General features: G+C 64.9%; 18 protein-coding genes and 1 pseudogene. 14 read left to right on the top strand and 5 right to left on the bottom strand.

The window, feature by feature from the left end; all coding sequences use genetic code 11:
* The 9 genes from D1604_RS15885 to virB11 all read left to right on the top strand — a co-directional run.
* Positions 1-619, top strand: a 619-nt coding sequence (locus tag D1604_RS15885) for a hypothetical protein (RefSeq protein ID WP_233551904.1), incomplete at its 5' end; no start/stop codon positions are given.
* Positions 620-1,219: 600 nt separating this feature from the next.
* On the top strand, positions 1,220-1,588 hold the full coding sequence (locus tag D1604_RS05065) for a TrbC/VirB2 family protein (protein ID WP_306460721.1): 369 nt from the start codon (positions 1,220-1,222) through the stop codon (positions 1,586-1,588).
* A gap of 9 nt (positions 1,589-1,597) precedes the next feature.
* Positions 1,598-1,882, top strand: a complete 285-nt coding sequence (locus D1604_RS05060) for a type IV secretion system protein VirB3 (protein WP_119412484.1) — start codon at positions 1,598-1,600, stop codon at positions 1,880-1,882.
* Entirely contained in the window at positions 1,861-4,233 is a 2,373-nt protein-coding gene (locus D1604_RS05055; protein ID WP_119412483.1) for a VirB4 family type IV secretion/conjugal transfer ATPase, read from the top strand. Before D1604_RS05060 ends, D1604_RS05055 begins: the two co-directional genes overlap by 22 nt.
* 2 nt (positions 4,234-4,235) lie before the next feature.
* Complete coding sequence (locus D1604_RS05050; RefSeq protein WP_119412482.1) at positions 4,236-5,456, top strand: type IV secretion system protein; 1,221 nt, start codon at positions 4,236-4,238, stop codon at positions 5,454-5,456.
* Positions 5,453-6,226: a virB8 family protein gene (locus tag D1604_RS05045; RefSeq protein ID WP_119412481.1), complete on the top strand. Its 774-nt coding sequence runs from the start codon at positions 5,453-5,455 to the stop codon at positions 6,224-6,226. The genes D1604_RS05050 and D1604_RS05045 overlap by 4 nt, the downstream gene beginning before the upstream one ends.
* Complete coding sequence (locus tag D1604_RS05040; protein WP_119412480.1) at positions 6,223-6,909, top strand: TrbG/VirB9 family P-type conjugative transfer protein; 687 nt, start codon at positions 6,223-6,225, stop codon at positions 6,907-6,909. The genes D1604_RS05045 and D1604_RS05040 overlap by 4 nt, the downstream gene beginning before the upstream one ends.
* Positions 6,906-8,033 (top strand): TrbI/VirB10 family protein, encoded by a 1,128-nt coding sequence (locus tag D1604_RS15790; protein ID WP_199683697.1) that lies wholly within the window; start codon positions 6,906-6,908, stop codon positions 8,031-8,033. The genes D1604_RS05040 and D1604_RS15790 overlap by 4 nt, the downstream gene beginning before the upstream one ends.
* Positions 8,030-9,025, top strand: coding sequence for a P-type DNA transfer ATPase VirB11 (gene virB11, locus D1604_RS05030; protein ID WP_119412479.1), 996 nt, complete (start codon positions 8,030-8,032; stop codon positions 9,023-9,025). Before D1604_RS15790 ends, virB11 begins: the two co-directional genes overlap by 4 nt.
* A gap of 5 nt (positions 9,026-9,030) precedes the next feature.
* Here the strand turns inward: virB11 and D1604_RS05025 are convergent, their stop codons facing one another.
* The 3 genes from D1604_RS05025 to D1604_RS15720 form a co-directional block, all read right to left on the bottom strand.
* A complete protein-coding gene (locus tag D1604_RS05025) occupies positions 9,031-9,234 on the bottom strand; it encodes a hypothetical protein (RefSeq protein ID WP_119412478.1) in 204 nt (67 codons plus the stop codon).
* A 295-nt stretch (positions 9,235-9,529) separates the two neighbouring features.
* Complete coding sequence (locus tag D1604_RS05020) at positions 9,530-9,922, bottom strand: hypothetical protein (protein WP_119412477.1); 393 nt, start codon at positions 9,920-9,922, stop codon at positions 9,530-9,532.
* Between the two features lie 764 nt (positions 9,923-10,686).
* Positions 10,687-10,842, bottom strand: coding sequence for a hypothetical protein (locus tag D1604_RS15720; RefSeq protein ID WP_158584915.1), 156 nt, complete (start codon positions 10,840-10,842; stop codon positions 10,687-10,689).
* Positions 10,843-11,357: 515 nt separating this feature from the next.
* Between D1604_RS15720 and D1604_RS05010 the strand changes: the two genes are divergently transcribed.
* Positions 11,358-11,783, top strand: coding sequence for a DUF1493 family protein (locus D1604_RS05010; RefSeq protein WP_119412475.1), 426 nt, complete (start codon positions 11,358-11,360; stop codon positions 11,781-11,783).
* A gap of 193 nt (positions 11,784-11,976) precedes the next feature.
* Here the strand turns inward: D1604_RS05010 and D1604_RS05005 are convergent, their stop codons facing one another.
* Positions 11,977-14,583 (bottom strand): M14 family zinc carboxypeptidase, encoded by a 2,607-nt coding sequence (locus tag D1604_RS05005; protein ID WP_119412474.1) that lies wholly within the window; start codon positions 14,581-14,583, stop codon positions 11,977-11,979.
* Between the two features lie 28 nt (positions 14,584-14,611).
* Entirely contained in the window at positions 14,612-17,122 is a 2,511-nt protein-coding gene (locus D1604_RS05000) for a TonB-dependent receptor (RefSeq protein WP_233551903.1), read from the bottom strand.
* Between the two features lie 825 nt (positions 17,123-17,947).
* On the opposite strand from D1604_RS05000, the gene D1604_RS04995 reads away from it, so the two are divergent.
* From D1604_RS04995 to D1604_RS04985, 4 genes and pseudogenes are all read left to right on the top strand, one after another.
* On the top strand, positions 17,948-18,544 hold the full coding sequence (locus tag D1604_RS04995) for a sigma-70 family RNA polymerase sigma factor (protein ID WP_199683695.1): 597 nt from the start codon (positions 17,948-17,950) through the stop codon (positions 18,542-18,544).
* A 125-nt stretch (positions 18,545-18,669) separates the two neighbouring features.
* Positions 18,670-18,822 (top strand): annotated as a pseudogene (locus D1604_RS16070) (DUF4880 domain-containing protein); the annotation flags it as partial.
* 183 nt (positions 18,823-19,005) lie between these two features.
* Positions 19,006-19,716: a FecR family protein gene (locus D1604_RS04990; RefSeq protein WP_233551900.1), complete on the top strand. Its 711-nt coding sequence runs from the start codon at positions 19,006-19,008 to the stop codon at positions 19,714-19,716.
* A gap of 242 nt (positions 19,717-19,958) precedes the next feature.
* The gene (locus tag D1604_RS04985) at positions 19,959-23,471 is read left to right on the top strand and encodes a TonB-dependent receptor domain-containing protein (protein WP_158584914.1); all 3,513 of its coding nucleotides are present in this window, start codon (positions 19,959-19,961) and stop codon (positions 23,469-23,471) included.
* Positions 23,472-23,476: the final 5 nt, after the last annotated feature.

The following is a 23,476-nucleotide window of genomic DNA, read 5'->3' as shown; positions in this document are numbered from 1 at the left end:
CGGCGCGAATCCGGTAAATAAGGTCGACCCTCTCGGCATGCAATCAACTCCACCAGGAGTTCCACCTCCATCTCCAAAGCCGGGCTGCCATACTGTTTATATCGCTTCCTTAGGCGGGGAGACTTACTGTGGTGCGCTAAACGGCAGTTTTCCTACAGCTATCAGCATTAGTTTTGGCGATGGGGGCGAATCTTTTGGGGGTGCGTTTGATAGTGGCGGTGGCGGGGCTCGAGCCACAAGCCCACAACCGTCCTTTGAGCCGCATGAAATTCAGAAAGAACGAGTCTGCGCGCCCTATCAAGCGTTGATGCGCAGACCTGACATCCAGGAAGCACTGAAAAACGCCCTTGATCGTTCTGCCAGAACTGGTTTTGAAGAGGGATTCTTGTATCGACTAACGGCAGGGTCTGGGTCGCGATTTGTAGATGTGGCAGGCCGTGATCGATTGAGCTTTCCGGTTTATGTGGAACGATCTGATCGCGATAATTATGCGATATTCCATGTTCACACATACAATGGCGGATTTTCAGCTGCGGATGCGAGTCAAGTCAGGCAAGGGTATCGTGCTATTTTTACCATGACGCCAAGCGATGGATTTGTTGTTAACTGTCGAAACTAGGTGAGGTGATGGGAAATGCGCCATAAGTTCATTATTCATATACTGTTTTATACATTTTTTTCCGCGTCTTCTTTACTAGCTCTAATGGTTATCGACTATCGACTTCCCTACAGCTATAGTATAGTTGACATTATTTTCGATTTACCCCCGCTGTTAAAAATTTTTTCTTTGCTTATAATCGCCATATCTGTAGTAATCCTAGCTTCTGAATTTACCAAGCGCGCTTTACCCGCCGCCCCATTGGCTTGGCCTGCAATTATCTTCCTTTCGGGGTTGTTCCTCGGTGCCGTTGCGGCGGGTCAGACTGCGATTTCATTTCGACGTATACCCGGCCCACCCGCGGCTCTAGATTATACACTTCCAAGTTACGCTTCTGCCATTTTTATTATACTACTTAGTTCTCTATGCGCCTTAGTTGCGGCCATAAAGATAAAAGGAACATTTTATAGAAAATGAATAACTCGACCGTTATAGATAAATTTTACATACCTTTCTGCACTTTCTTTGTGCGAATACCTGGATATCCAAGTTCAGGCTTGCAGTAGTGCAGAAAAGATGAAACGGAACAATTTCCGAACGAGCAATGCTCTCTAAATTGGCATGACGCTAAAAATCAAAAATGAGATGAGTATGGGCCAGACTTCCGAAAGATTTTGTTCCAAATTTAAGGTTGCGGTGGGCGCGAGCTTAGTTGCAATACTCCCCATCACCGCCCACGCCCAATCCACTCTCACCGACCCTCCCGGATCCGGCCCCATCGTCTCAGCGGTGCAGTGGCTGCAGGGTACCTTGCTGGGCACGGTCGCCACGGTCGTGGCAGTGATCGCCGTGGCCTGCGTGGGGCTGATGATGCTGACCGGGCGCATCAACTGGCGCTATGGCGCGGTTGTCATCCTGGGTTGCTTCATCCTGTTCGGCGCCGTCAGCATCGTCGCCGGCATCCAGTCCACCGCCTCGGCCATCCGATAGACCCGCGTCTTGGAAGAGCTTGAGCGCACGCCCCTGTTCACCGCCCTGACCCGGCCGCAGATGTTCGCGGGCGTGACCTACAACTACTTCATCATCAACGCCGTGATCGCGGCGGAGCTGTTCCTCATCTTCCGCTCCGTCTGGGTCCTGCCCGCCGCCCTGATCATCCACGGGATCGGCGTCCTGCTGTGTCTGCGCGAGCCGCGCATCATCGACCTGTGGCTGACGCGGGTCAGCCGCTGCCCGCGCGTGCGCAACCACAAGATCTGGCGATGCAACTCCTACCGTCCCTGAGCCACGGCGAGCGGACCGTGCGCCGCGAGCAGGCGGCGGGCAGCCACCTGCCCTACGCCCGCCATGTCGACGACCACACGCTGGAGACCCGCGACGGCCTGCTGCTGCAGGTCATCCGCCTGCGCGGCCTGTTGTTCGAGACGGCCGACACCGGCGAGCTCAACTATCGCAAGGGCCTGCGCGACGCCATGCTGCGCGCCGTCGGCACCTCGCGCTTCGCCCTCTATCACCATATGGTGCGCCGCCGCGTGGAGCCGGCGCTGGATGTCGACTATCCCGACGCCTTCTCCCAGACCCTGGGCGACCGCTGGGCCGAGCGGCTGGGCGCCAAGCAGTTGTTCGTCAACGACCTCTACCTGACCTTGGTGCGGCGGCCGCTGCAGGGCCGGCTCGGCCTGGCCGATCAGATGCGAAGCTGGTTCACGCGCGCCGGCGCCGAGCCCAAGGCGGCGCAGAACTATGAACTGGCCCAGTTGGCCGCCGGACGCGACGCCCTTCTGGCGGCGCTGGGCGAGTATGAGCCGCGTCTGCTGGGCGTCTATGATACGGCCCAAGGGCTGTGCTCCGAGCCGCTGGAGTTCCTGTCGGAGCTCTACAACGGCGAGCAGCGGCCGGTGCTGCTGCCGCATCAGGACCTGGGCGCCTATCTGCCCTATCGCCGGGTCAGCTTCGGCCAGGAGACGGTGGAGCTGTCGGCGGTGGGGCACCTTCCGCGCAGCTTCCTCGGCCTAGTGTCGATCAAGGACTATCCGTCCTGGAGCGCGCCGGGGATGTTCGACGAGCTGATGCGGCTGCCGGTCGAGCTGACCGTCACCCAGTCCTTCGCCTTCGTGGAACGTCAAGCGGCGCTGGAACGCATGAACCTGGCGCTGCGACGCATGCGCTCCGCCGAGGACGAGGCCGTCTCCCTGCGCGGCGAACTGGCCCAGGCCAAGGACGACGTCGCCGCCGGACGCGCGGGATACGGCGAGCACCACATGACCATCGCGGTGCGCGGCAACAGCCCCGCCGCCGTTGACGCCGGCGTGGCCGAGGTCACGGCCGCCATGGCCGACATGGGGGTGGTGGCAGTGCGCGAGGAGATCGCGCTGGAGCCGGCCTTCTGGGCCCAGTTCCCCGCCAACTTCAAATACATCGCCCGGCGCGGCCTGGTCTCGACCAGCAATTTCGCCGGCCTGGCCAGCATCCACAACTTCCCGACCGGACAGGCGAGCGGCGCCCACTGGGGCGACGCCGTCACCCTGCTGGAGACCACGGCGGCGGGGCCGTACTTCTTCAACTTCCACCAGGGGGACCTGGGCAACTTCACCGTCATCGGTCCGTCGGGCTCGGGCAAGACGGTTGTGCTCAACTTCCTGCTGGCCCAGGCGCGCAAGCTGGATCCGCGCATCATCTTCTTCGACAAGGATCGCGGGGCGGAACTGTTCATCCGCGCCATAGGCGGACGTTACGACCTGCTGCGGCCGGGCCAGGCCTCGGGCCTTAATCCGCTTCAGCTGGAGGATACGCCCGCTAATCGCGGCTTCCTGGTCGACTGGCTTGCCCAACTCGTCGGCGGGGGGGACGTGACGGACATGGAACGTATCCGCGACGCCGTCAGCGCCAACTTCGACCAGCCGCTGGAGCATCGGCGTCTGCGCTACCTAGCCGAGCTCTTCCGGGGCGACCGGCGTCCGCAGGCCGGGGACCTGTGGTCGCGGCTCCGGCCCTGGTGGGGCGACGGCGAGCGGGCGTGGCTGTTCGACAATCCCACCGATCTGACCGACCTGACGGCTCGCACCGTCGGCTTCGACATGACGGTGTTGCTGGACGACCCGGCGGTGCGCACCCCGGCCATGATGTACCTCTTCCACCGCGTCGAGGAACGGCTGGACGGCTCCCCCGCCATCATCGTCGTCGACGAGGGCTGGAAGGCCCTGGACGACGAGGTCTTCGTGCGGCGCATCAAGGACTGGGAGAAGACCATCCGCAAGCGCAACGGCATCGTCGGTTTCGCCACCCAGAGCGCCCAGGACGCCCTGGAAAGCCGGATCGCCAGCGCCATCGTCGAACAGGCCGCCACCCAGATCTTCATGGTCAACGCCAGGGCGCGGGCCGAAGACTATGTGCAGGGCTTCGGCCTGACCCCGCATGAGTTCGACCTGATCCGCACCCTGCCGGACAGCGCCCACTGCTTCCTGATCAAGCGCGGCGGCGAAAGCGTCGTGGCCCGCCTGGACCTGTCGGGCGAGAAGGACATCCTGACCGTTCTATCCGGGCGCGAGCGAACCGTGCGCCTGCTCGACGAACTGCGCGCCTCCGCCGGCGACGATCCGAACGCCTGGATGGCGCCCTTGCTGGAACAGGCGTGACCATGGCGAGCTGTCCGCGCCTTTCGACCGGCGACGCCTTCCTGTCGACCCTGCTGCGTCACATCGATTGCCAGGCGCAGGCGATCGGGACCGGCGGCTACCAAGCGCTGGCCGATCCCGCCTCCCCGACGATCCAGGTCGTGACGGCCCTGCTGACGATCTTCGTCGCCCTGTTCGGCCTGGCCATGATGATGGGGCGAACGCCGACGGTGCGCGACGGCGTCATGGCGGCGGTCAAGATCGGCGTGGTCCTGACCCTGGCCATGAGCTGGCCCGCCTATAAGACGATCGTCTACGACGTCGTCGTCGAAGGCCCCGCCCAGCTGAGCGCTGCGGTCGGCCGCCCCGCCGGCCTGCCGGGCGCGCAAGGCGACCTGATCCAGCGGCTGCAGGCGGCGGATGCGGCCATCATCCGCCTGACCAACTACGGCACCGGCCGCGACGAGCTGGCGACCCTGCCGCCCGCCAATCCCAATGAGCCGCCGCAGCGCACCCCGATCGCCGACAACCCGGCGCTGGGCTGGGGCCGGGTGCTGTTCCTTTCCGGCGCCGTGGCCGCCTTCGCCGCCGTGCGTCTGACGGCCGGGTTGCTGCTGGCGCTGGCGCCGCTGTTCGCCGGGCTGCTGCTGTTCGACGTCGCACGCGGCGTCTTCGTCGGCTGGGTGCGAGCCCTTGTGTTCACCCTGCTGGCCTCGGTCGCCGTGACCCTGCTGTTCGGGGTCCAGCTGGCCCTGCTGGAGCCCTGGCTGGCCCAGGTGCTGCAAATGCGCCAGGCCAACGCCCTGACGCCATCGGCCCCGATCGAACTGTTGGTCATGAGCCTCGGCTTCTTCCTGGCGCTCGGCGGCGCGCTCGCCATTTTGCTGCGCCTCGCCTTCACGCTTCATCTGCCGACGCCATGGCGTGAAGCGACGCCAGGAAGAGCGACCGCAACAGCGCCGGCCCATGCCGACGCCGTTCCGCTCTCGCTTGCCGCTGCCCCATCGGCGCCGCGCCTCGGTTCGCCTCGCGCCGCCGCCGTGGCCGATGCCATGAGCGCCGCCCAGCGCCGCGAACGGCTGATCTTCGCCCGAGGCAACGCGGCCACCGGCGGTTCGCCGTCCTCGACCGCCCGTCCCGGCGGACAAGACCCCGCGCCGGCCCACGCCGCCTATGGCCAGGCCCTGCGCCGCGCCCGCCCGAGAAAATCGGTCGGAGCCGCCCTGAGAGACCGTCGCTCATGAAAAAGCCCGCCAGAGAGGCGCTCGACGCCTATTACCGCGAAGCCGGAAGCTGGGCCTCCGATCGGGCCGACAGCCTGCGCAAGTCTCGTCGGGTCGCCTGGATCGTGGCCGGCGCGGCCGTGGCCGTAGCCGTGGTGGAGGGCTTCGCCCTGATGCTGCTGGCGCCGCTGAAGACGGTCGAGCCCTACACCCTGCTGGTCGATCGCACGACGGGTTTCGTCGAGGCGCTCAAACCGCTGGATCAGGCGCAGATCACGCCCGACAAGGCGCTCGTCCAGTCCATGCTGGTGCAGTACGTCATCGGCCGCGAGGGTTTCGACATTGCGACCCTGCAGACGGACTATCGCAAGATCGGCCTGTGGTCCGCCGGCCAGGCGCGCACCGACTACCTGGCCCTGATGCAACCCTCCAACCTCGACGGTCCGCTGGTCCAGTACGGGCGCACGACCGTCGTCGAGACCCGGGTGAAGAGCGTCTCACCGCTGGACGCCCGCTCGGCCCTGGTGCGTTTCGAAACCGCGCGCCGCGATGAAGGCGGGGCGGAACGCAATCCACAGGCCTGGATCGCGGTCATCGAATACGGCTTCTCCGGCGAGCCCATGTCGGTGGAGGACCGCTACGTCAATCCGCTCGGCTTCCAGGTCACGAAGTACCGCAAGGACCCCGAGACTCTGGCGCCGACGCCGCCCGCCGCGCCCGCGCGCATCGTCCAGTCGCCCGACGAGGGCTTCGTCGAGGCGGAAGCCGTCGAAGCCGGAGGCGTCGAATGAAGCCTCTGCTCTTCGCCGCCGCCCTTCTGTGCGCCACACCCGCCCTGGCCGAGACGCCGCCGGACACCGCGGCTGATCCGCGTGTGCGCACCCTGGTCTATCAGGCCGACCAGGTGGTGCCGCTCACAGTCGCCGCCAACTATCAGCTCACCGTCGTCTTCGATCCGGCCGAGCGGGTGGAGAACGTCGCCGTCGGGGACGCCGAAGCCTGGCAGATCACTTTGAACAAGCGCGGCGACGCCCTCTTCCTGAAGTCCCTGCGCACCGGGGCCGCCACCAATATGACGGTCATCACCGACGCCCGGGTCTATAATTTCGAACTGTCATCGGCCTATGGGCCCGCTCCCGACGCCCCCTTCACCGTCCGCTTCGCGCCGGCCAAGCGCGCCGACGCCGAGCGGCCCGACCCCCAGCCCGGCATCGGCCGCTATCGTCTCAGCGGCGCGCGGGCGTTGCGGCCCGCCGCGATCAGCGACGACGGCCTGCGCACCTATATCGAATGGCGGCCGCGCCAGACCCTGCCGGTCGTCTTCGCCATCGACGAACGCGGCGATGAAATCCTGCTGGACGGCCATATGCGCGACGGCCGTTACGTGGTCGACGCCGTCCATCCCGCCCTGTTGTTCCGTCTGGAGCGCCAGAGCGCCCGCGCCGAGCGCCTGCGCGTGAGGACGTCGCGATGACGATGAACGCCCGCGATCCTCGGCCTGCGGCGTCGCCCGAAGCCGATATCCGCCCGGTCGTCGCCGGACGGCAAGGGCCGATGACGGTCTGGCTGGCGGCCGGCGGGGTGGCCTTGGGCGCGGTCCTGCTGTTCAACCTTCTCGACGGCCAGCGGCGCGCCCGCACGGCCCCGACGACGACGCTGGCGGCGGCAGGCGTCGCCGGTCCGTCCCAGGCGCTGCCGCCCCTCTACATCCCTCCTGAAACGCCAGGCCCGCCTCCGCCGCCCGAGCCGCCCGCTATGCAAGACGCCGGCGGCGCGGCGCCTATGGCTCAGGTCCCGCTACAACCTCCGCCGCCGCAATCGCCCTTCGCACCGCAACCCCCGCCGCCCAACTATGCGCCGCCGCCCTGGCTGAATGAGCCGCAGCCGTCCCAGGCGCCGCCTCAGATGCAAGCGTCCTCATCGGGGGCCTCGGCTCTGGTGATCGACACCACCTCGTCCCCTCGCGGCGATACGGGCGCTGAAGACGGGCCGACCAACGGCGGCGCTGTTCGCGAGACCGGCGCCGTCCAGACTTCTCGCCTGACCCGGCGTTCGTCCACGGTCGCCCAGGGTACGCTGATCCCGGCCGTGCTGGAGACCGCGCTGGATTCCACCCGTCCCGGTTTCGCGCGCGCGATCGTCTCGAGCGACGTGCGCGGCTTCGACGGCAGCCGCGTCCTGATCCCGCGCGGTTCGCGCCTTTTCGGCGAGTATCAGGCCGATCTCACCGCCGGTCAGAACCGCGCCCTGGTGCAATGGACGCGTCTCGTTCGCCCGGACGGCGTCTCCATCTCCATCGCCTCGCCGGTCGCCGACGCCCAGGGACGGGCCGGCGTGCGCGGGCGCGTCGATACCCATTTCCTGCAGCGGTTCGGCTCCGCCCTGCTGCAGACCACCCTCAACATCGGCGTGGCCGCCGCCAGCCGCAGCCTCAGCGGCGATGCCTCCGTCATCGTCGCCCTGCCCGGATCGACGCAAGGCGGCGGTTCGACGGTCGCCCCGACCAACATCCAGCCGACCTTGCGCGTGGACGCCGGCGCGCGCGTCAGCGTCTTCGTGGCGCGGGACCTGGAGTTCCCGGGCGGCGACGCACGATGAAGGCCGCGCCCGCCGAAGGCCAGGTCTATCTGCGCAGCTATCTGGCGCCGTTCGCCGATATTCTGGCGCGGCCGGACGTCACCGACATCTACGTCAACGTGCCCGGCGAGCTCTGGGCCGAGAGCCTCGGCGGAGGCCTCGAGCGCCACGTCGCTCCAGCGCTGACGGACGCCCTGTTGATGCGTCTCGCCCGACAAATCGCGGCTTTCACCCATCAGGGCGTCAGCCGGGAGCATCCCATTTTGTCGGCGACCTTGCCGGGCGGCGAGCGCGTGCAGGTCGTCGCCCCGCCCGCCACGCGCGGCGGCGTCGCCTTCGCCATCCGCAAACAGGTGGCCGCGGACATGGCGCTGTCCGACTACGCCGCCTCGGGGGCCTTCGCCTCCCTCGGCAACGGCGGCGCCTCGCCGCGCGCCGTCCTCGACGCCGAGCTCCAGGCGAAGCTGGACGCGGGCGATATCTCGGGCCTTCTCTCGGCTGCCGTTCGCGGGCGTCGCAACATCCTCGTCTCCGGCGGAACCTCGACCGGAAAGACCACCTTCCTCAACGCCCTGATCCGCGAAATCCCCGAGGAAGAGCGGCTGATCTTCATCGAGGACACGCCCGAGCTGCACCTGCGCCATCCCAATGCGATGGGTCTGCTGGCCGCCCGCAGCGCCCTGGGCGAGGCCGCCGTCTCGGCTGAAGATCTTCTCAACGCCTCCCTTCGCATGCGGCCGGACCGCATCATCCTGGGCGAACTGCGCGGCCCGGAGGCCTACACCTTCCTGCGCGCCGTCAACACCGGCCACCCCGGCTCAATGACGACGGTCCATGCCGATACGCCCGAACGGGTGGTCGAGCAGATCGCGCTGCTCGTCCTACAGGGCGGGACGCGGCTGCGGCGGGAGGATGTGGTCCACTACGTGAGATCGACCATCGACGTCTATGTGCAGTTGTCGCGGACCGACAGGAGCCGGGGCGTGTCGGAGGTGAGGCTGCACCTCACGTAACATTGTTACGATTTACTTAATCTAAGCTTGATCGGTCCCCCATCCAGAGACGCCGTGGTTTCGACGTAGCAGACAAAATTAACTCTGATGCCGGCGACGATGCTGACGGCGCCGAACAGGGTGAAGCAGCCCACGATGACGACCGCGCCATAGCGCCCGTTGGTGCGCCCCGTCAGCATCATCAGTCTCAGGCAGGGCACGGCGATCAAATCGCCACGCTTCTTTAGCCGTCTCTGGGACGTCGTCGGCGGCATATCGGAAGTTGATCTGATAGCCGAAGTTATTGCTGACAGCTTCCAGACGCACCACGCTTGCCCATCGCAGGCAGGGCGGAAGACTTTCGTCGGGGCCAACGATGCGATCACGAAAGGTGCAATAGGTCGCGCCATTCCAGTGATAGGTCAGAAGCTCCCCACTAGGGCGTTTAACGCTTCTGAGCATGCCATTGGTTGCGGCGTAAGGTGATGTGTAACTACTATACCCGGTAGTATACTCAGCCTTCGTTCAGTCCGAGGTCGTTAGGGTCAATATGCCGCCCGACTCAATCAGCGTCGCTCTCCGGTTAGAGGCCGGGATGAAGGTAGAGCCAGATTTCGTGAAGACTTCAGAGACACCGCCCAGGGACACAGTATAGACTGATCCGACGACGCGCACCGTCCCTGCTAGGGTGTCGCGCCAGCCGCCGTTGGTCCAGATACGGCCGTGGACAAGCCCGCCCTGGGTCGGATCGCCGATCACGATGTCATTAACCTGATAAGCGAACTGGCCCGTCACCAGATCCACGCCGTTGGCGTCGAGCGTGTAATGCTCGGGCGGAGTAGGTTGCTGCTGAGCCCAGGCCGAAGACGCGAAAAGGGCGCTGCTCGCTAGCAGGGCGAGTTTGAGCGTGGACTTCATTGTACGCCTCCCAAAGCATCGGGGGAGGTCGAAGGGGTTCCAGTCTCAGGGTGAGTGGGAGCTTCTACCTCTAACTCTGCCGACGCCTCTCGGGGATCGACCGATTGGACTTGGGTCGGGTCCATGAAGGTCGTCGTCGAGGCTCCCGTCGTTCGGCTCGTGCGGTTATTGGCCTTATCGAGAGCATAGGTCGTCGTCTGGGCCGCAGAGCCTGTCGTACGGGTGACGCGCCGGTCAGGCGACCATGCACGTCATAGGCGTAGGTCTGCGTCTGCTGCGCAGAAACGCTTGCCGTTATGGCTGCCAGCACGGCAGCCCCCAGGAATGTTGTCCGACCGATCATTTCGCCCTCCCATTTCAGAAACCATGATTTCTGAGAGGATGAAACGGTCAAGCTTTGGGTGTGCTGATCACAGTAATGTTAACAAAAAACTGCTCTCGTTTGGCGAGTATCTAAGCGCCAATCGCGCGGGCTGGGCTCTGTCTTCTTCTAGGCAGAAATGTCGATGGTGGCATTGATGCTATGGCAGGTGGAGCGGGCTCCCGCACCCAGCATTACCTCACACCCGGACGTGAGGCTCTGATCTACAGAAACCCCATGGCCTCCAGTCGTGGAGTTTTCTGCTGTTTGGCGCAACCCTCGAGCAATGGCTCCGGAACCATATCGGAATCACTTGGGTGGATATCCCGGGGTAGAAAAATCGCAGCCGCGGCGGTGATTTTCGCGGGGCTCAAAAACCGAATCACTGCGAGCTATGAACGTTTCAAGCAGGGCGAGGGGCATTGGTCTGGCCGCCCAGCACGATGCGGCCGAGGTCCTTGAGAAGGAAGCCGGCGTCCCGAGCAAAACTCATGAGAGTGTGATCGGCAGTATCGAGGGTGAGGTTATCTGCCTCGATATGGACGGCAATCACATTCAAGTTGCGTACCTAGCGACGGTAGATCTCATTGGCTAGTCGAATTGAGCGGGCCCTGAACGCGCTGCAGTATGCGTCAGCATCATAGTTGTGGAATGGCCTGAAAAAGGCGTCTCCGGTAGTGCTTTTGCACTTCCGTCGACCAGCATGGATCGCAATGACCAGTTGGTTGCCGCGCAGGTCGGGATTGGTGTCTTGAGTCTATTTGTTGTCCGCTTAGAGGATGTAAGACAACGCTTAGATTACTCTCTGTCTCAACGTTAGTAACGTGAAGCGCCTGCGATGTACTTATATCGTCCGAGTAGGCCAAGAAAGGCATTTGCTAGGCTAAGCGACACAGACCGAATGTCTTCTCAGCGAGCCTTTACCTTTACGACGAGCACCACTGGAAATGTCAGAACAGATAGATTTGTGATTCGTGACCGGGCCTGAACGCGGGCCCGGTCATTGTCTCCTATGGGTGGTAAACGGACTTTAGTGCGCTTTCCCATCGCGCAGCATTGGCGTAGCAAGGGTGCATGAGTGATGCACGTTTTCGTCTTGCTGAATGGTTCGAGGAGTACTGGGACGAGAAGCTTCCCGCTAGCGGTGACACAGATCTGTTTGAGCGGTTTGGCATCGAGGGAGACGATGCATCCGATTTCATGGACAGCTTCGGGGCGCGGTTTGGGATCGATGGCGAAAACTATCGCTGGTACTTCCACCATCGCGAGGAGGGCACGAACTTCGGCGGACTTTTCTTCGCGCCCCCCTACAGGCGTGTGCAGCGCATACCGGTCACCCCAGATATTTTGGTCGAGGCCATCGAAAAAAGGCTGTGGCCGCTCCAATATCCTCCCCATCAGGTGCCGACCGTGCGCTGGGACATCCGAGTGAACCGATTGTTATTTGTGGTTCCTGTCGTCCTGCTAGCGATGTGGCTCTGGCAGCGTTTTGTCGGCTAAGGGTCAGTTCAGGACTTTGTCGCCAAGCCGAGAAGCTCACATTCCTCATGATCGCTGAATGTCGCCTTCTTGGCGAGGCGGTAATGACCGCCACTGGCGCATTTTTGACCTGCAATGCGAGGGTTCGTGAGGGAGCGTGGGCCAGCAAGGACTTTGAACCAGGTGACTCGAAATCCTCGCTGGCTTACGCAGTTCAGCGGCGGCCCGCTGGGGCTAGGTGATTGGACAGGAACAGGGCGTTGATCAGCAGACGCTCCGTACCGAGCCAATATTTGCGGTGAGCCGGATCGTCCGCGAACAGGACGACATTGCCCGCGCCGACCGGGTTCACCTGAGCCCAGACCGAACCGGCCGAGCGGGCGCGCAGGGCTTCGGGCAGGTAGCCGTTGACCTGCGGGTCGGTCTCGATCCGCACCACGTTGGCGAAGGGATCGGCCACGGGGGCCAGGACGACGTCGGTCTCCTTGTTCACGAACAGGTCGCGGCGCGACAGGCCGAAGGCCAGGGGATGGCTGATGTCGGCGTCGGCCGACAGGGCGTTGCCCGCCGTCCGTTGTTCGCCCTGGATGGCGCCGCGGTCGGCGTAGTCGCGACGCTCGACCTCAGCCTTCTCGTCTTCTGAGGCGGCCTGCGGGGCTAGGTCGTTGGCGGCGGCCCAGCGCGCGGCGTTGCCGAACACCACCAGGGACCCGCCCGCGCTCACCCAGGCCTTCAGGGCGTCGACTGTCGGCTGGCCCAGGTTGTCGTAGCGCCCTCCGGACAGGACGATGCTGTCATAGCTTCCCAGCGGCACGCGGCTCAACTGGGACGGATCCAGCCGCGTCGCCGGGTAGTTAAGCCGCTCGCTGAGGGCGAACCAGGTCGAACCGATTTCGGTGGCGTTGACGCCCTCGCCCATGACCAGGGCGATGCGCGGCGCACGCACGACTTTCACGTTGTCGCTGCCTAGATCGACGCCGGCGACGCTCTGGCCGGTCGAGACGGCGTGGGCGACCACGCCCGCCTCGCGTGCGGCCGTGTCGACGGCGGCGCGCAGGGCGGCGGCGTCCAGCGATTGCCCCGCCGTGGTCACGACCAGGGAGCCGCGCCCGAAGGCGCTGTCGCCCGCCGCCGTCCGCGCGGTCAGCGGCTCGAACGCGGCGCGAACGCGCACGTCCTGACGCAGCAGGGCCGCCAGAACGCGCGGGGCGTTCAGATCGCGCCAGTCGACGACATAGGCGTAGGCGTCCTGAGGCCCGCTGACGCCGCCGGTTGCGACGGGCGCTTCGGTCACGGCGGACCCGTGGGCGGGGACGCGGCGCAGGCCGTCGCTCTTCAGCCCATAGGCCAGGGCGACCGAATAGGAGGTGCTGCCGTAGACGCTGCCCTTGGTCGGGGGCGTCCGGTCGAAGATGGAGTGGACCAGGCGGAACTGCGGCTGGGCCGAGGGCACGACATAGGCGCTGCCCGGCTCATAGGCGCGGCCGTTCTGCGTCACCCGCTCGGTCAGGGGGTGGACCTGGATGTGGTGGGCCAGCAGCAGGTCCAGCGCCTGGCGCGTCAGGCCCGGATCGGCCGCGTCGCCGAAGACGAAGGCCTGGCTGGAATGGCGCCGCCCCTGTTCGACGGCCGAACGGAAGAAGTCGCGCTGGAAGGCTTGCAGCCCGGCGCGCTCGGCGACGGCGCCGCGGATGGTGGCGAGGCCGACATTGGTCTGGTTGCGGATGGTGAATGGGAAGGTCAGCGGGCCGTTGGCCGTGTCCTGCACCAGGCCGCGCGAACTGGCCTGTTCGACCGTCACCCCGACCCCGCCGTGGAAATCGGGATAGGTCGAGCCGTAGACCGGCGAGAAGTTGTCGAAGACTTCGCGCGTGTAATAGAGCGAGCCGAGGCTATCCAGCGCCTGGGCGTGATACCTGGCCAGCGTCACGTTCCACTCATAGCTGGCGCGCGGCAGCAGCGGACTTTCCATGCTGGCGGGCGAGGGCTCGAAATAATAGGTGCTGCCCGCGCCCATCTCGTGGAAGTCGATCTGGATGTTGGGGCGCCAGCGGTGGAAGGCCTCCAGCTTGGCGCGCGTCTCTTTCTGCGTCACCGCCAGCCAATCGCGGTTCAGGTCGGTGAAATAATGGTTGGTGCGCCCGGCGGGCCAGGCCTCGACGTGTTCCTTGTCCAGCGGGTCCGAGACGGCGGGCTGGTTTTTCCAGGCGTTGTGCCAGTTGGCGGCGCGGTCGCGGCCGTCGGGGTTCTGGGCCGGGTCGATGACGACCACGGCCCTGTCCAGCCAGTCCAGCACCTCGGGCGAGCGCCCGGCGGCCAGATAATAGGCGGTCAGCAGGGCCGCCTCGCCGCTGGAGGTCTCATTGCCGTGGACGCTGTAGAACAGGCCGACGACGACCGGGGCGTCGGCGCCCGCCGCCGGGCCGCCGGGATCGCCCGCCGCGATATGGGCGCGCTGGATCTGGTCGATCCGACCCTGATTGGCGCCCGAGGTGATGACCACGGACAGCAGGGGCCGTTCTTCGTAGGACCGGCCGATCTCCTCGACCGTCACCCGGTCCGACAGGCGGGCCAGTTCGCGCAGATAGTCCACGATGCGGTCGTGGCGGGTGTAGTGGGTTCCGATCGGATAGCCGAGGAAGGCTTCGGGTGTTGGGATGGCGGGGTCGAAATCCCCCGCCGCCGCCTGTGGGAAGAAATAGGCGCTCTGGGCCAGGGCCGGGGCGGGCGCCGTCAGGGCGACGCCGCCCAGCAGGACCGCCGCCGTTGCGCCGCCGGTCAGGATGCGACGGAGGGATGAACGGGCGTGTTGAACGCTCATGGTGTCAGGTCTCGATGCGAAAAAGGGATCAGAAGCGGACGTCGAAGCCGACGCGGAAGTAGCGCCCGCGCAGATCGTACTGGCCGAAGTCATAGGGCGCGCGCACGCCGGGGAAGGAGGCGTCGTGCGGCGGCGCTTCATCCAGCAGGTTCTCGATCTTGGCGTAGAGCGTCACGCGCTCCAGCCCGGACCACGCCGCATACAGATCGAACTGGTGATAGGCGTCCACACGCGATTGTCCCCCGACTTCCGGAACCTGATCATAACCCGAGGTGTAGTACCAGGTCAGGTTGGCGTCGAAGACGTCGCGGTTCCAGGCCAGCCGCGTCGTCGCCTTGTGCGCCGGCAGGGTCGCGCCCCGGTTCGACCCCGCGTAGTCCAGCAGCGGCCCGCCCGCCGCGTTCGGTCGCTTGTATTCCAGCAGGTGCGTATAGGCGCTGGAGACGGTGAACGTCCCCCATCCCTCGGTGCGCCAGCGCTGGCTGAAGTCCACGTCGAAGCCCGACGTCTCCAGCGCTGTCAGGTTGCGGTAGCGATTATAGACCGCCTGCAGTTTGCCGCGTTCGTCGCGGACGACGTCGGCGGGGTCGTTGCTCTGGACGATGGCGGTGGTGTTGCCCGTGCCGATCAGGTTGTCGAGCTTGATCTGATACCAGTCGATGCTCAGCGCCGTATCGCGTGTCGGGGTGAAGACGACGCCCAGATTGTAGGAACGGGTCTTTTCCGGCTCCAGATCGGTGTTGCCGACGGTGAAGAAGGTCGGGCTCTGGCGCGAGTTGGGCAGGTCGGGATCATAGGGGTCGATGACCGAGCCGTAGGAGATCATGGTCGAGGCCGAGTTCTCCGACAGCGACGGCGCGCGGAACCCGCGTGAGGCCGAAGCCCGCAGCGCCAGCCACTCCAGCGGCTTCCACCGCACGCCCGCCTTGGGCGAGAAGGCGCTGCCGAAGTCGCTGTATTCGTCGGCTCGTGCGGCGACCTGGATGTCCAGATTGCTCAGGACGGGGATGTTGAATTCGGCATAGGCGGCCCAGACGTCACGCTCGCCGTCGACCGCGGCGATGGCGGGGCGGATCTGCAGCCCGGCGTCGATCTGCCACGGATTGCTGGAGACCAGGCTCTCATGGCGGAACTCGACCCCGGCCGCGTAGCCGACCTGACCGGCGGGCAGGTTGAACAGCTCGCCCGAGATCTTGAAATCGGCCCCATAGAGGCGCGACTCCGCCGGACGCAGGGTCGACAGGCGGATGCCGTCCAGCACGGCCTGCGGCGTGGCGGCCGGATCGTGCAGGTTCAGCGTGCCGTCAGCCAGGGCGTCGGCCAGGTTCCAGCGATGAGCGAAGCCGCCCGACACCGTCTCGCGCTCGTCGCTGCCTGAGGCGAAGACGGCGGCTTCCCAGTCGAAGCGGTCATGACGACCGCGCACCCCAGCGAGGGCGCGATAAGACTTGGACTCATTGGTCTTCAGCGTCCGGCCCAAGTCGAAGAAGGTGTATTCGATCGGCGTGGCGACGCCGTAAGGATTGTAGGGATTATTGGCGGGCAGCAGGTTCGACACCGGCTCGGCCAGCCCGGTCTCGGCGTTCAGCGCGAACCGCCCGCCTTCCAGGGTGAAGAAGGGGCTGGAGCCGAACAAGGACGCCCCCTCGACATAGGAATAGAGCACCTCGCCGAAGGCCTCGATCTGCGGCGTCAGGCGCTTGGTCCCGAACAGATAGGCCTGATAGCGGTCGGTCGAGGGGATCAGGGTCGTGTGCGGCGCCAGATTGATGGCGCAGGTGTCGCCGGACAGGCCGTCGATCGGGGCGCTGGCGGTCAGCACCATGCCCTCGGGGCACTGGCCCTGGGCGTTGAGTAAGGGCACGGATTTGCCGTCGACCAGGAAGCGCGCCCCCTTGGCCGACCAGCCGTTCCAGCGGCCGCCGGGCAGGTCAGTGTAGATGCCCGACCTGGTCAGATCGCGCTGGTCCTGATCCAGCCGGTTGCGGGTGTACGCTTCCAGCGACAGCAGGATGTTGTAGCCGTCCGTCTCCAGATCGCCGTGGCCCGCGACCAGTTTGGCGGTCGAGGTCTCCAGCCCGCCCTGATCGGCGAGACCGTAGCTGGCGCCGAACTCCAGGCCCTGGAAATTCTGGCGGGTGATGATGTTGGTCACGCCCGCAACCGCGTCCGAGCCGTAGACGGCCGAGGCGCCGTCCTTCAGCACCTCCAGCCGCTGGGTCGCCACCATCGGCAGGGCGTTCAGATTGACGAAGGTGTCCGACAGGCCGCCGCCGGGGAAGCCGTAGTTGGCCACGCGGCGTCCGTTCAGCAGCACCAGGGTGTTCTTCTGCGACAGACCGCGCAGGCCGATGCCCGCCGCGCCGGACGACCAGCCGCTGTTCTGCGTCTCGTTCGAGCCGTTGCCGGTATTGGCCGAGATCGAGCGCAACAGGTCCGCCGTCGTCGACTTGCCCGAGCTTTCCAGCTCCTCGCGCCCGATCACCTGCACCGGGTTGAAGCCTTCGGTGTTGGCGCGGCGGATGTTGGACCCGGTCACCACGACGTCCGCGACCGAATGAGCCGCCGCAACCTGGGCCTGATCTGTTAGATTTTCATCGCTTCGGGCTTGTGCGGCGCCGCACGCGCCTGCGGCCGAAAGAAAGGCGAGAACGGTCAGGGAGGGCCTGATCATGGGGATGCTGTACCGCAATAAATGTCACAATTGGGCGCGCAATAAGGCATGGAGGAGCAGCGGCTCTAATGTAGAAATACTAAATCGACGTATAGAAAGCTTGGCAGGGTCATGAAAACGAATGACGTCGCGAAGGCGAGGTCATTGCGCCCGGCGACATCGCCGTCGACCTGGCGGCTTTCCCACAGGCGGCGCCGGGCCCGTCCATCGGCTACAGCGGCGACTGGGGCGGCAAGGCAGCGCTGCTGGCCAGCGCCGACTGCAGGTACAGCGTGGCAGACGGGCTATTTCCAGAACAGGCCGCTGCGCTCGCGGCAGCGGCTGTCAGAGGCAATCGCGAGGAAGCGGACCGATGCGACCCTCCTTCGTCGGTTTGTGGGATCTGTTCCGCGTGCACGGAAGTTTTCGACTTATGTATGCTGCGGCGAACATGCTGGGTTTGACCGAGGCGTCGCCACCGAAACCGCTTCTGGGACCCGATGAAGGGCTGACGGTCAGTCTCAGAAAGGCTTTGCCGCCCTGAGACGCAGAGGGGCGCCCAGCGTCGGGTTTGGGCCATGAAGCCAAGGGCCTCCACTGGCGCTTCCGCGACATAGGAAACCGGTCTCTGATCTGAAGGTCAGCATTCTACAGCGTCGCACATCGTCCGGTGCTGGCGGGCGATGTGGCAAGCCCTTGCACTGGCCCAGCTTGACGTCTATCGATTGCAAATCATTCGCAATTGTGGCGGGTGTCGGTTTAGGCGTCGCCCTGGAGAAGGGCGCCGCACGCAAGGCGATTCAGGTGGGGCGGACCAAGCTTCAATACGCAGAGTTTGAAGAGCAGCGCCGCAACCTTATTCGCTATGCGAGTCGGATCACGGGTAACCGGGATCATGCGGAAGACGTGGTGCAGGAAGCCTATCTGCGCCTTGGCGAGATGGCCAGGAAGCAGCATCTGGCGAGCCCGGGCGGCTATCTTTCGCGGATCGTCCGCAATCTGGCGATAGATCGGCTATGGCGGTCGCGACGGGACGGCGAGGTTTTTGCTCCTGATGGTCAGGCCGCTCTCGACGAAATGGCCGCCGTCCAGCCCACGCCGGAACAGGTCGTCCTTTCGCGAAATGAATTGATGCGTCTGGAGGCCGCCCTTGCCGAGTTGCCCGAACGCGTCCGGATCGCGGTTGAAATGCACCGGTTCGGGGGAGCGAAGCTGCGGGAGATCGCCGTCGAGCTGGGCGTGTCCGTTACGGTCGCGCATGAACTGGTCGTGACAGGCATCGCCCACTGCCGTTCGCGGCTGCGGTGACCCGTATTGATGCCTGGGCGGATTATCCGAAAAAAGCGACGGCTAGACAGTCAATATCAAGGGGCGCCCGTGAAGTCCGGGCGACAGGGACATCTGTTTGACGCGAGCCGGGGGAGGAGACTGGGATGACTGAAGCTTCTGACTCGGACCGGATGCGCGCCGACGCTGAAGCTCTGGACTGGATCATTGCCCTGCGGGAGGCGCCGGAGGATCTGGAGACGCGGGCGCGTTTCGATCAATGGCGCGCCGCAGCCCCGGTCAGGGCCAGGGCCTGGGAAGAGAGCGCCCGGATCTATGCCGGGATAGGCGAGGCCAGCCCGCTTCATTCCAAGCACTGGGCAAGGTTAGGCGAAAGGCGCGAAGCCGCTCCGATCTCTTCGATCCCTGGCGCACGTAGACCCCGGCCGGCGTATGGAATGAGAGCCGAGGGCCGACGAGCCCCAGGCAAGGGCCGGGCGCCTATGGCGGCAGCCCTGTCTGCGGTCGCGGCGGCGCTCGTCGTTGTCCTCGCCGCGCCCGAAGCCGTTCTGCGTTGGCAGGCCGACGCGATCGCCGGGACCGGCGAACTGCGCACGATGACGCTGGCGGATGGAAGCCACATCAGCCTGTCGCCAGGCTCCGCCGTCAGCATCGACTATTCCTCGGCGGAGCGGCGGATAGGCCTGCTTCGAGGCCAGGCATGGTTCGATGTGCAGGATGACCCAAGGCCATTTCGGGTCACCGCACGCAATGTCGAGACGACCGACATCGGAACGGCTTTCGAGGTCGGGCTGACCGACGGCGCCACCCGCGTCGCGGTTGGACACGGGATTGTCCGGGTCGACGACGCAAGGACCGGCCGCACCATCTCGGAACGGCTCGTCGCCGGTCAGAATGTCTCAGTCGATCCAGCAGGGAAGGCCTTGCGCGGGACGGCGCCGCTCGAACTGATCGGGGCCTGGCGTGACGGACGGCTTGCGGTCCAGGATCGGTCAGTGAGCGAAGTCGTGGACGCGTTGCGTCCCTGGCATCGCGGCATAATTCTGGTGCGCCCCGGCGCGCTTGCCGGGCGGCGCGTCACGGGCATCTATGATTTGCAGGATACGGCCGGGGCCATGGGCGCCTTGACCAAGGCCCATGGCGGCCGCGTCACCCAGATCACGCCCTGGCTGCTGATACTGTCTGACGGCTGAGTGGTCCCGAAAGATTTTTCGTCCGGCAACTGTCTGTAAACTAAGCAAAATCATGCCGTCGCTGTGATCTCGGCTCATTATTTGGCGAAAAAACTCTCGTCTCGCCCGTCGATATGAGGTGAGGGCATCTGCATTTGCATCGCGTTTGCAAATATGTCGGTCGCGTCCCTCATTGAGTGGTTTTGACGGAAGGACGATTGATGATGACCGATGGGGGCCAAGCCAGGCGGCGCGCGCTGTGGATGAGCGCATTGCTGGCGACGACGACGATCTCCGGCTTGGTATGGACCGATCCTGTTGCGGCCCAAGCGCGCGATGAACAGCGCAGCTTCGATATTCCGGCCCAGTCGCTGTCCTCTGCGTTGGCGGTCTTCGGCCGTCAGGCGAACCTGCAGGTCAGCGTGCCCGCAACCCTGGCGAGCGGTCGTGCTTCTGCATCGGCGGCAGGCGTCATGACCCCCCGAGAGGCCCTTGGCCGTTTGCTGGTCGGCACCGGTCTGACCTATCGCATCAGCGGGAACGTCGTCACCCTCGAGCGCGCGCCACAGGCGCAGCCGGGCATAATCCAACTCGGCGCGGTGCGGGTCGAGGGCGGAGGCGCCGACACCGGATCTGGAGCCGGCAACGGGCGCGCTGCGGGCTGGGATGGAGCGGGCGATTCCGTCTATGTGACGCCGGGATCGGTCAGCGTGATCAACCGCGACCAGCTGGAAGCCTATCCGGCGCAGGCTCCGGCCGACATGCTGCGCGGGGCCACCGGCATTATTTCAGGCGAGGCGCGTAGCAGCGGCGGCCTGGACGTCAATATTCGCGGCATGCAGGGCCAGGGCCGGGTGCCGGTAACGGTTGATGGGGCGATCAACGGAACGACCGTCTATCGCGGCTATCAGGGGACCAGCAACCGCAGCTTCGTCGACCCGGATTTCATCAGCCATATCGCCATCGAGAAGGGCCCTTCGATGGGCAATGCGATCGCGGGCGGGATCGGCGGATCGGTTTCGATGAAGACCCTCGGCGTCGATGACATCGTGCCCGAGGGCGACGTCATGGGGATCCGGTTGATGGCGTCCCTGTCGGGCAACAACACGACGCCCAACTCGAACATGACGCGAAACATCCTTGAGCCGCTCAGCTTCTACGGCGATCCGCTTGCCGCGACGCGCGGCCGTGAAAGGCCGGGCTTCCTGCTGCCCGGCGGCGGTTCGGCCAGCCTGGTGTTGGCGCGCAAGAGCGACAGGGTGGACCTGCTTGCAGGCTATTCCTACCGCAACACTGGCAACTATTTTGCCGGCGCGAGCGGCAAATACGCGCCCAAGGCGACCGGGACGCCTTCGCCTTTCTGCGCGGCAGGCACGAACGAGACCGTGCTGCGCCAGCTCTGCGAACGCGCGGTCGCCTTCTACGACATGCACGGCTCAACGCCGTTCGTAGGCGGCGAAGAAGTTTACAACACCTCCAGCGAGACAGAATCCATGCTGCTGAAGGCCGTGATCCGTCCGGCTCAGGACCATGTGCTTGAGCTGGGCTATGGCGGCTATCGCAGCACGTTCGGTGAGAACTATCCGGGGACGCTCGCCAGCACGACGGGGGCGGTGTTCCAGAACACGATCTTCTCCAAGACGGACCTGGATCGCTTCACCGCCCGGCACCGCTGGAACCCGGACAGCGACCTGATTGATCTGAAGCTGAACGGCTGGGTATCCAGGCTGAAGGAAAGCGCGCCTTCATTCTACAACTCCGATCCGGCGCGCCGTTATGTCGACAGCTGGGGCGTGGACGTCGGCAATGCTTTGAGGCTGGTGACACCGCTCGGCCAGCTCTCTGCGGACTACGGCGCCTCCTATCTGCATGAGAAGGCGGGGCCTGACGGGGAATGGGCCGCTGGAACGGCCATTCCGCCGGGACGTGAAGGCGTCCGCAGCGAGTACAGCCTGTTCGCGGATACGGCGCTGGATCCGACGTCATGGCTGCGCCTGACCGCAGGCGTGCGATATCAGAACTACACGCTGGAAGATCGCCAGTCCGGCACGGTCCACCACGGCGCCCGCCTGAAGCGCGACGAGGACGCCTTCAACTGGTCGCTCGGCGCGGTGGCGACGCCGTTGGACGGTCTGCAGTTGTTCGCCAACTACAAGCACGCGGCCCGTCTGCCTTCGCTGCTGGAGGCGACCACCAATTTCTTCATGGTGGCCAATCCCGATCTGCATAAGGAAACGGCGAGCAATTGGGAGATCGGCGCCAACTACATCCGCTATGATGTTCTGAAGCCTGACGACGAGCTGGGGCTGAAGCTGGTCTGGTTCGACAACGACATCGATAGCTATATTTCGCGTCGCTACATCCTGCAGCTCGGCTCGATGCAGATGTACAACATCGACCGGGCGCAGTTCCGGGGGCTGGAAGGCAATCTCAGCTACAAGTCGGGCGGTTTCAGCCTGGAGGCCGGGGTCACCTATTACGACAGCATCCGCTTCTGTCGTCCGGGCGAAAGCTGCATCGCCAGTTCGCTGGCCTCGGACTACGCCACCAACTACATCCCGCCCGACTGGTCGGCCAATCTGTCGGTCAATCAGAAGTTCTTGAATGATCGGGCGACGATCGGCGCTCGCGTGACCTACATGGGCGAACGCTCCATCGGCGCCGAGAAGCCGACAACCGGCTATCTGCCCCTGATCACCGCTGTCGAATGGCATCCCTATACGCTGGTCGACCTGACCGGCAGCTTCAAGGTGGATGACGGCCTGTCGATCAACTGGAGCGTCGATAATCTGACGGACCGTTATTATACGGAGCCGATGAGTCTGGGCTTCATTCCGGCGCCCGGCCGCACATTCCGCATCGGCCTGTCCCAGACCTTCGGCTCGCGCGGCGGCCTGTCGATCGGCGACTGGTTCAACGATGCAGGCGATGCCGAGACTGTCGACTGGACCGGCCCCTATGTCGGACTGGACTTCGGCTACGGCTCCGGCCGCACCCAGGGCAGCGTGACCGATACGGCCGGCAATCCCGCTGATATCGACAACGGCAGCCGCGTTGACGAGAAGATCCGTAACTTCATCGGCGGCGTGCGCGCGGGCTATAACTACCAGTTCGCCAACAATGTCGTCGTGGGTGTGGGCAGCGACATATCGACGGGCGATCTGGCGGCCTGGTCCGGGGTGGTTGTCTCATCCACTTCGGGCGAAAGCCCCAGCGTCGCGTCCCTTCGTGCGGCGGGCATCCTGGAATCGGACACCCGATACAAATGGGATCGGCTGGTCACGCTGCACGGCAAGCTGGGCTACGCGTTCGGGCAGAACCTGGTCTACGGGACCGCAGGCGTGGGCTGGATGAACGAAACCCAGACTCGTCGCCAGTACCGCTCGACGCCGCCCACAAGCCGAACTGATTTCGGCATCAGCAGCTATTCGCCCGGCGGCCTGCCACTCGAACACTATTTCACCGAGCAGGACCGCCATGTCCGAACCGGCGCCGTGCTGGGCGTTGGGGCCGAGCGGGCCCTCAACGACCGCTGGTCGCTGCGCGCCGAATACAACTACGCCAACTTCGGGCGCGAGACGTTTGAATATGAGGATGCACGCGCTGGCGTGGGTCTGGCCTATTCGTTCGATGGCTTTGTCCGCGACCCTGTGACCGGAGAGCGTGTGCGCGTCTCCAAATCCGGCCCCGGCACCATCAACATCGTCGAGGGCCGCAAGGTCCGTTCAGACGCGGATCTGCACACGGTCCGCATCGGCCTCAGCTACCGCTTCTGACCCGC

Source organism: Brevundimonas sp. LPMIX5 (genome assembly GCF_003576505.1).
GTDB classification, from domain to species: Bacteria; Pseudomonadota; Alphaproteobacteria; order Caulobacterales; family Caulobacteraceae; genus Brevundimonas; species Brevundimonas naejangsanensis.
The sequence above is the reverse complement of the archived record's forward strand: the minus strand, read 5'-3'. Positions and strand labels throughout refer to the sequence as shown.

Bases quoted from the DNA above. Each gene is read 5' to 3' on its own strand.
- D1604_RS05065 (WP_306460721.1), top strand. From the start codon at position 1,220: ATGACGCTAAAAATCAAAAATGAGATGAGTATGGGCCAGACTTCCGAA.
- D1604_RS05055 (WP_119412483.1), top strand. From the start codon at position 1,861: ATGCAACTCCTACCGTCCCTGAGCCACGGCGAGCGGACCGTGCGCCGC.
- D1604_RS05050 (WP_119412482.1), top strand. From the start codon at position 4,236: ATGGCGAGCTGTCCGCGCCTTTCGACCGGCGACGCCTTCCTGTCGACC.
- D1604_RS05045 (WP_119412481.1), top strand. From the start codon at position 5,453: ATGAAAAAGCCCGCCAGAGAGGCGCTCGACGCCTATTACCGCGAAGCC.
- D1604_RS05040 (WP_119412480.1), top strand. From the start codon at position 6,223: ATGAAGCCTCTGCTCTTCGCCGCCGCCCTTCTGTGCGCCACACCCGCC.
- D1604_RS15790 (WP_199683697.1), top strand. From the start codon at position 6,906: ATGACGATGAACGCCCGCGATCCTCGGCCTGCGGCGTCGCCCGAAGCC.
- virB11 (WP_119412479.1), top strand. From the start codon at position 8,030: ATGAAGGCCGCGCCCGCCGAAGGCCAGGTCTATCTGCGCAGCTATCTG.
- D1604_RS05020 (WP_119412477.1), bottom strand. From the start codon at position 9,922: ATGAAGTCCACGCTCAAACTCGCCCTGCTAGCGAGCAGCGCCCTTTTC.
- D1604_RS05010 (WP_119412475.1), top strand. From the start codon at position 11,358: ATGAGTGATGCACGTTTTCGTCTTGCTGAATGGTTCGAGGAGTACTGG.
- D1604_RS05005 (WP_119412474.1), bottom strand. From the start codon at position 14,583: ATGAGCGTTCAACACGCCCGTTCATCCCTCCGTCGCATCCTGACCGGC.
- D1604_RS04990 (WP_233551900.1), top strand. From the start codon at position 19,006: ATGGCGGCAGCCCTGTCTGCGGTCGCGGCGGCGCTCGTCGTTGTCCTC.
- D1604_RS04985 (WP_158584914.1), top strand. From the start codon at position 19,959: ATGAGCGCATTGCTGGCGACGACGACGATCTCCGGCTTGGTATGGACC.